We start from the raw sequence: 7,822 nt of genomic DNA on the forward strand, positions 1-7,822 counted from the left end.
TTCGGCAAGAACGTCAATCGCCGGCTCGCAAGCTGGACGAAAGGCGTCATTGCCGAAGCACTTGATCGTGTTTCAATCCGCAGAGGTTCTGCGGTCGTTCTGATCAATCCGGCCTACACATCGCAAATCGATTCCCGAACCGGTTGTCTCGACGGCCAGCGCAAAGGGGATCGGTTTTACTGTTCCGACGGGGTTGTGTTGCAGGCGGATCAGAACGCTGCGCGAAACGTGCTGGCGAGGCTGTCAGACCCGGACATTGATCGGTTCACGCCGTTCAAACAGGTTAAAGCGATCCTGCAAGCACGGACTGAGCGCCTCCGGTTGGGACTGCTCAACCAGGACTCCAGTTGCTCGCCCGCAAGGGTGCTATCAACGGAGAGCGAAGTGCCGAAAAACCAACGTGAGCAACTTTATTTAGGTTTTTAGGAACAGGCAGCGCATGAACCCCATTGACATTGTGCCCGTTGAGCGTGAACTCCTGTTCTGGATCCGTCCCGATGGGCGCCTGCTTGATGCCAATGAGGCCGCCTGCCGATCCTTGGGGTACAGCCGCGATGCGATCAGACAGATGTCTATCTGGGATATCGATCCTGATTTCTCGCAAGAGGGTTGGCCCGAGCACTGGTGGGAACTGCGTCGTGCTGGGCATTTGCGCTTTCTCACTCGCCACCGCCACCGTGATGGCTCGATCACCTCGGTCGAGATCTATAGCCAGCATCTCGATCTCGTGACTGTTGAGTGCTGTTGCGCGCTGGTCCGGCCGATGACGGACCAGCTCCGCACCGAACGGGCGCTACGGGAGAGCGAGGCACGCCTGGCACTCGCACTCGAAGTCTCCGGTCAGGCGCTCTTCGAAATGGATTTGACGAGCGGCGATGTGGTGTTCGACGCGGCCCATGTGCGCCTGCTCAAGCGAGATCCGGATGAGCGGTCCGCGAGCTTCGAGACTTGGCGCGGATGGCTGCATCCCGACGACCGCGATCATGTGCTGAAACTCCACCAGGAGGTGGTCTCGGGCGAACGCTCCGAGTATGAGACCGACTTTTGCCTTATATCGGGAGCCGGAGACTGGGTTTGGCTGCGCTCGGTGGGGCGCGTGATTGAATGGGATGGGAGACGGCGTCCGCTGCGCATGCTCGGCACTCATTTGGATATTACCGCACGTAAGGAGTCGGAAAAATCCCTGAGGCTGACCCAAGCCGCTGTCGATCGGGCCGTCATCGCGATCACTTGGTTCGATGCCGATGGCAGGATTTGTTACGTCAACGACGAGGCTTGCCGCTCGGTGGGCTTCAGTCGAGAGGAACTGCTTGGCTGCCAAGTCGATACCTTCGATCCGAATTTCCCCATCGAACAGACTGCGCAGTTCTTGCAGCGCCTGCGCGCGGCCGGCTCTCTGAATTTCGAGTCCAGGCACCGGCACAAGGATGGCTCCATGTTCCCTGTCGAGGTCTTCAGCAATTACATCTCGGCGGATGGCAAGAATTACAACGTCGCCTTTACCCGCGACATCAGCAGCCGTAAGGACGCCGAAGCCAAGCTGCGCGATCATCTGAGCTCCGAGAAGGCATTGGCCGATATCTCGGCCTTGATGATTAAGCCGGGCTGGGACGACCTGGACGCACGCCTCGATTGGACGCTGGAGTGTGTCGGCTCGCTCGCGGGCGCCGCGCGGGGCTTCCTCGTCGAAATGGACGCGGACGACCAAACAGCGAGTCGAGTCCATGAATGGTGCGCTGAGGGCGTCGCACCTCGAATGCGGGGGCTGCAAGATCTCCCAATCGGCGACGGTCGGGCCTTCCTCGGACGTCTCGAACGTGGTGAGGTGGCAATCGCGGATCTGGTGTTGCCGGACCAAGAGACCGCTTCCAAAGCGATACCAGACGAGCCCGACGCCCAGGCATTGATGTGTATCCCGCTGCGTTGGGGCGAGCGTCTGCGCGGGTTTCTTGGTCTGGAGGGGGCGGGACCGAGTCGCGTCTGGTCCAACGAGGAGATCAGGCTGCCGCGCATGGTGGCCGAGATTGTCGCTCATAGCCTGCAGCGCCGCGAATTCGAGCTGGCCTTGCGCGCGCAGACCCACTTCCTGGAGAACCTGGATCGCGTCTCGCGGATTCTCACCTGCAGATCGCCCGACATTGATGTTTTGAAAGAGCTGGTCGAAGCGATTCTGGACATCTTTCAGGCCGATCGAGCCTTTTTCCTGACCCCCTGCGATCCCGAGGCAACCGTCGCTCGTATCACCATGGAAGCGACCCACGAGGCTTACCCCGGAGCTTATGTGTTGGCACGGGAGGTTCCATTGGATAATGATTTCCGAGCGATCATGCGCACCGCCCTGGCACAAGACGCCCCCGTGATCAGGGATTTTCCCGCGTCATCGATTGCCGCATGTACCGCAGGTATCTGCAGCCAAATGGCGATGGCGCTGCGTCCACGAGCGGATCGGCCCTGGCTGCTGGGCATTCATCAGTGCGAAGGGCCGCGCGTCTGGACATCGGCGGAGCAGCGGTTGTTGCGCAGCATCGCCGAGCGGGTCGAAGAGGCACTCAATAGCCAGCTCTTGCTCGCCCAACTCAAGGAGAGCGAGGCACGCTACCGTACCGTCTTCGACAACGCCTTCGACGCCATTATGGTGCACTCGTTCCAAGGCCAGATTCTGGCGGTGAACCAGGCCATGCTTGAGATGTATCGGCTGGGGCATCGCGATGCATTGGCGTGCGACGTCACGGACATTTCCGGACCAGAGCAATCCAAAAGCGAGGTGATCGATCATTGTAAGCGTGCCCTCAGGCTGGGGAGCCAGCGCTTCGAATGGATCGCGAAGCGGCCAGGGGATGGAAGCCTCTTTCCCGTCGAGGTCACGCTACGCGCAATCCGCTTCGGAGATGAACCGGCCATCCTTGCCAATGTCACCGACATCAGTGAGCGCAAGCGTGCCGAGGAGGCGTTGCGCCTGAGTGAAGAGCGTTTTGCCAAGGCCTTTCGTTGCAGTCCCGCGCCGACGGTGATTGCCGATATTCAGAGACGTCGTCTCATCGACGTCAACGACCGTTGGCTGAGTGCGACAGGCTACGCACGTGAGGAGGTGGTGGGACGCACCCTTCTCGAACTCGGGCATGTGAGGGATGCCTCCATTCTGGCCGCCGCCTACGCGGCCTTCGACAGTGAGGGCACCCTGCACGACTTTCCGATTCCCGTCACACTGAAAAACGGCGAGCCGCGCGACTATCTCTGGTCTGCAAATACCATCGAGCTGAGTGGCGAGATGGTGCGCATCTCCTACCTTCAGGACGTCACTGAGCGCAATCGGGCGGAGGCGGCACTACGCCAGAGCGAGGAACGGTTCGCCAAAGCCTTTCAATCAAGTCCGGCGCCGATGGTAATCTCGACCCTCGCCGAGGGCCGGATTATCGATGTCAACGCGAGCTGGGCCAGCATGATCGGCTCCACGCGCGAGGATCTACTGGGTTGCACAACGCAAGAGGTTGGCTTTTGGGCAGATGCCGCATCGCGTGAGCACATCGTCTCGCAGTTGCGAGAGAACGGTCCATTTAAAGATATGCCCTTTGTGATCTCCAATAGCAATGGCGAGCGTCGCGAAATTCTCTGGTCCACCGAGATCGTCATGTTTGGCGATGAGGAAGTCTTGCTGTCCTCAGTGCACGATCTCACCAATCAGAAGCGCGCGGAACGGGCGCTGCGGGAGAGCGAGGCGAGGCTTCGCACGGCCATCGAGAGCATTCCGTTCGACTTCTTCGTACTCGATGCCGACTGTTGCTTCGTGCTGCAGAATTTGGCTTCAAAGGCACGACTGGGCGATTTGGTTGGTCAGAGTTCGGCGCAGGCAGCGGCGAGCCGACTCATCTCGGCTCGCTTGGAGGCCATGCTCGGTTGGGCACTCGCGGGCGAGCTCGTCGATCAAGAGGCCCGCGTGGTGAGTGACGGGGCGGAGCGCTATTTCCACAATGTGATTGCTCCAGTCAGGTATGGGGCGTCGGTGCGTGGGGTCGTCGGCCTCAGTATGGATATTACCGAGCGTCGCCAGGCCGAAGCAGAGCTGCGTCAGTATCGCGAGCATCTGGAGGAACTTGTGCAAGCGCGCACGGAGGCTTTGCAGCGCGCGATGGCTCAGCTGATGCAAGTGGAGAAGCTTGCGGCCTTAGGCAATCTGGTTGCCGGTGTCGCACACGAGCTAAACACGCCTCTCGGCAATGCCCGCATGGTCGCGAGCACGCTGAGCGATCAGGTTGATGAGCTCACCAATGCGTGGAATTCCGGCGCCATGCGTCGCTCACAGCTTGCCGACTTTCTGGAACACACTCGAGAAGCGGTCGATTTGCTCGAACGCAACACGGTTCGCGCCGCGAATCTCATCGGCCACTTCAAGGAGATCGCCGTCGATCAGACGAGCGTGCGACGGCGCCGCTTCAATTTGCTGGAGACCGTCAACGAGGTGCTTGCAACCCTGCGGCCGACCCTCAAACGCACAGCCCATCGCATTGAGCTGGACATCGCCCCGGATCTGGAGCTGGACAGCTACCCCGGCCCGCTCGAGCAGATCATCGCCAACCTCATTGGTAATTCCTTGGCCCACGGCTTTGCCGGTATCGAGCGTGGCTTGATCCAGATTCAAGGACGCCTGGATGGCGTCAACAGCATCCAGCTCATCTATCAGGACAATGGTGTCGGCATCCCGCCGGAACAGCAAACACGCATTTTCGAGCCCTTCTTCACCACCCGCTTGGGCCAAGGCGGCAGTGGTCTAGGACTCTATATCGTTCACAACCTGGTTAGCAGCGTACTCGGCGGCAGCGTTAAGGTTTCCAGTCAGGTCGGCGCGGGGGTGACCTTCAGCATCAGCTTGCCGTGCGAAGCGCCGAATCGGCCGGCACTTGATGACACCCCTCGTTTAGGAACGCATGAAGGATAACAACCGAGCGTGAGCTGGCGTTGCACATCCATCTGCATTACAGTCAACCTCGGCAAGAACATCGGGTATCGGTGCTTCCGCCTCCCTCCGAAACTTTCTGTTTCCAATGGAAACGCCTGGAGCGAATCAACCGACGATCAAAGCCTTAGCGAATGAAACCATCTGTCCCTGAAACCTGAGCAGCTGACGAAGGTAACGCCTGTTTCGACTGTCCGCCCTACCTACCGAGGATATTTACATGCTTGCGCGCTTTTCCATGATGCAAAAACTGTTGGTTACGCTGGTTCCAACGACGTTGATGCTGCTGCTCGGGATGATCGTCTTCATGCAGCTGGTCCTGAAGGAAGCGGTCACCGAGAGCGCGATTGCATCGGCCCATCAAATGGCAAGCGCTGAGGGACGTGTGATCCAGCAGCAACTCAACGGTGAATTGCGCGGACTACAAGCCCTGTTGGCGGTTGTCGAGTCGCGCGATCAGATCCCAGCTGAGAGGCGTCGGGATCGATTCAATCATATTCTTTCAACCTATCTGCAGGGGCATCCTGAATTGTTCGGCGTCTGGACGCTGTGGGAGCCCGACGCTTTCGATGGCTTGGATGCTCAATATGCGGGAACTCCCGGTCACGACGCGAGCGGGCGGTTCATCCCCTATTGGTACCGCGACGGCGAGCAGGTGGCGATGGAGGCGCTCAAGGGCTATGAAACGCCTGGGGACGGCGATTATTATCTGTTGGCCCGCAACAGCGGCAAACTGATGATTCTTAATCCCTTCAGCTATGAGGTTGGTGGCAAGCCGGTGCTGATGACCTCGATCGTTGTACCGCTGAGCGAGCAGGGACGCGTGGTCGGCGTTTTGGGCGTCGATATGGCGATCTCGGCGATCCAGAAAATCATTGCCTCCATAACCCCCTTCGGTGGAGCTGCAGCGTTGTTCACCCATGATGGCATGGTGATCGCTCATGCGGACGAGGCGCGGTTGGGCAAGAATGTGGCCGAGGTCGAGAAGGAGTCCTTGGGTGAGGATACGCCTCGATTAGCCGAAGCGCTGGCACGGGGGACGCCCTTTACCACCATCCGGTACAGCGACCTTTTTCAAGGCCAGGGCCTGGTGATTACGGCTCCCCTGACCCTGGCCGGCAATGAGGGGCAGTGGTCGATTGGCATGGCGCTGCCGCTCGATGCGGTGCTGGCCGATAGCAATGCGCTCATTTTCCAGCTGACGCTGATCGGTGTTGCTGGTCTGGTCCTGCTGATCGGTGTGATTCTGTTGCTCGGTCGCAGCGTTTCGGTTCCTCTCCGTCGCGTGGGTACCGCGCTGGGCGATATCGCCAGCGGAGAGGGCGATCTCACGCGGCGTCTGCCGGTTGACGGCAAGGACGAAATCGCCTTGATTTCGGCCAACTTCAATGCCTTCGCAGGCAAGATTCAGACCCTCATTGCCCAGGTGACAGGTGCAATCAGCCAGCTCGCGGCAGCGGCCGAGCAGCTCAACATGACCAGCGAGGGGACGAAGGATCAGATTCAACGCCAACAGGCCGAGACGGATCAGGTTGCGACCGCCATGAACGAGATGACGGCGACCGTGCAGGAGGTCGCCGCCCACGCAAACAGTGCGGCCCAGGCTGCGCGCGAATCGGACCTGGAGGCCCGGCAGGGCAGCGGTGTGGTGCGGGAGACCATCGAAGCGATCGAGGCATTGGCCCGCGAGGTGGAGCAGGCGGCCGGTGTGATCCATCGTTTGGAGGCGGATAGCGACGAGATCGGCAAGGTGCTCGACGTGATCCGCGGGATCGCCGAGCAGACCAATCTGCTCGCCCTCAATGCCGCGATCGAGGCCGCCCGTGCCGGCGAGCAAGGCCGAGGTTTCGCCGTTGTCGCCGACGAGGTACGCAGCCTGGCCTCGCGCACCCAGGACTCGACCAAGGAGATCCAATCGATGATCGAGCGTCTCCAGGGCGGAGCGAATAGCGCCGTAACGGCAATGCAGCAGGGACAGGTGCGCTCGAACGAGACGGTCGAGAAGGCGGGGCGGGCCGAGCAGTCGCTGGCCAGTATCGGTGAGGCAATCACCCGCATCAATGACATGAACACCCAGATCGCCAGCGCCGCAGAGGAGCAGAGCGCAGTCGCCGAGGAGATTGATCGTAATTTGACCAACATCGTTCAAGTCGTCGACAGTACCGCGCAGTCATCCGTTCAGATCGCGTCATCGAGCGAGGGTCTCTCCAAGCTGGCGGCCGAGCTTCAAACGCTCGTCGGTCAGTTCAAGGTGTGATTCGAATGGGAGCCGCCAGCCTTGCGCAAATAATCACACGGTACGGGACAATTAGGAACGGAGTAATCGAATATGACCACTTATAACCGACGCCTGCTCGTCGCACTTGATGCAAAGATCAAAGAGATCAACCGCAGTATCATACACCCGATACTGCCGGAGTTACGGCTCTCGGATCTCACTCCGATATTGGAGATGGTGGCACGGGCGCGAGCTGAATATTTGAAAACACTATTTGAAATCGGTCGAGCGGCGACAAACGACCGAGCCCCCAGCCCGGAGGACATCCAACGGCTCGCCGATTTGCGGCAGGTCTATCAAGAATTGGTCACGGCGACACAGGCAATCGAGACTGCAATTGAGCGGGAATACTTGGATGTGGAGTAATAACCTCCCCCGCGAGCAGCCGATCAGATATTCCCGAGCTTGTCCTGTCTGCATATCGAGCGCGCGCCATGATCAATATTCATTGGGATAAAAAATTCTCGGCCTTGATCATCCCTCGGTCCAAAACCAACAATTTCAGTAGGTGATCAGCGCGAGGCATGGGGCGGCAGGAGTCCGGGAAAGGCGTAGTCTTGGAGGTGCAACCCAACCCAAGGACAGCGCCGATG

At 59.6% G+C, this 7,822-nt stretch carries 4 protein-coding genes; all 4 read left to right on the top strand.

The window, feature by feature from the left end:
• Positions 1 to 426 (top strand): zinc ribbon domain-containing protein (locus tag CKO36_RS18130; protein WP_200286319.1); only part of this gene is annotated, 426 nt, incomplete at its 5' end.
• 13 nt (positions 427 to 439) lie between these two features.
• Positions 440 to 4,933 carry a PAS domain S-box protein gene (locus tag CKO36_RS18135; protein WP_200286320.1) on the top strand — a complete coding sequence of 1,498 codons (4,494 nt, stop codon included), beginning with the start codon at positions 440 to 442 and terminating at the stop codon, positions 4,931 to 4,933.
• Between the two features lie 238 nt (positions 4,934 to 5,171).
• Positions 5,172 to 7,208, top strand: a complete 2,037-nt coding sequence (locus tag CKO36_RS18140; protein WP_200286321.1) for a methyl-accepting chemotaxis protein — start codon at positions 5,172 to 5,174, stop codon at positions 7,206 to 7,208.
• A 72-nt stretch (positions 7,209 to 7,280) separates the two neighbouring features.
• Positions 7,281 to 7,595 carry a hypothetical protein gene (locus tag CKO36_RS18145; RefSeq protein ID WP_200286322.1) on the top strand — a complete coding sequence of 105 codons (315 nt, stop codon included), beginning with the start codon at positions 7,281 to 7,283 and terminating at the stop codon, positions 7,593 to 7,595.
• Positions 7,596 to 7,822: the final 227 nt, after the last annotated feature.

It is taken from the genome of Rhabdochromatium marinum (assembly GCF_016583795.1).
GTDB classification, from domain to species: domain Bacteria; phylum Pseudomonadota; class Gammaproteobacteria; order Chromatiales; family Chromatiaceae; genus Rhabdochromatium; species Rhabdochromatium marinum.